1 protein-coding gene is annotated in these 591 nt (G+C 47.2%); it reads left to right on the top strand.

Annotated elements, in window-relative coordinates; genetic code table 11:
- The coding region (locus EKD02_RS09930) for a transposase (protein WP_148102981.1) at positions 1–362 on the top strand (362 nt) is incomplete at its 5' end.
- Positions 363–591 lie beyond the last annotated feature (229 nt).

Below are 591 nucleotides of genomic sequence, written 5' to 3'. Positions count from 1 at the left end.
CAAAAATACTTGCTTATGTCAGTGATCCAAACCGGTTCGATCATGCCAAACAGGTTCTCAAGCTTGCTGGTTTTGACCTGAGTGCATCGAGAAGCGGAAAACCAGCAGCTAAAGCTACACCCGTTATTTCCAAACGAGGACAGGCTGATCTGCGTTTTGCTCTTTGTCAGGCGGCTTTGGTAGCCTCAAACAGTAACAGCCTGTTCAGCACATGGTTTGCAAGCAAAATACAGGGTAGAGAACGCGAAAAAGGGATCTATATGGTCGTACGGGTGAAACTGGCAGCAAAGATGCTGGTTATAGCCTGGACTTTAATGAAGAAAAAAGAGATGTTTGCCTATGATCAGCTAAACAACAGCTGACAAACAGCTGAAAAGCTTGGGATTCGGCGGGAGTGCCTGTTCGTAACAACATTGAGGCTCTGACCTCGTGCGGGACACTTAGGGCCTCTCACTCGAATCTCGTAACCTGGACAAAGGATGCTTGACAGCCGTTCATCAGCATGTCGAATACACGATAACGATAAGGTACGAGATTCTACAGAAGTGAGCAACCCGCCTCTTTTTTCGTGCTTTACAAAGCACTGGTGGG

The organism is Chlorobium phaeovibrioides, assembly GCF_003968655.1.
Classification (GTDB): domain Bacteria; phylum Bacteroidota; class Chlorobiia; order Chlorobiales; family Chlorobiaceae; genus Chlorobium; species Chlorobium phaeovibrioides.
This window is presented reverse-complemented; position numbering and strand designations above follow the sequence as displayed.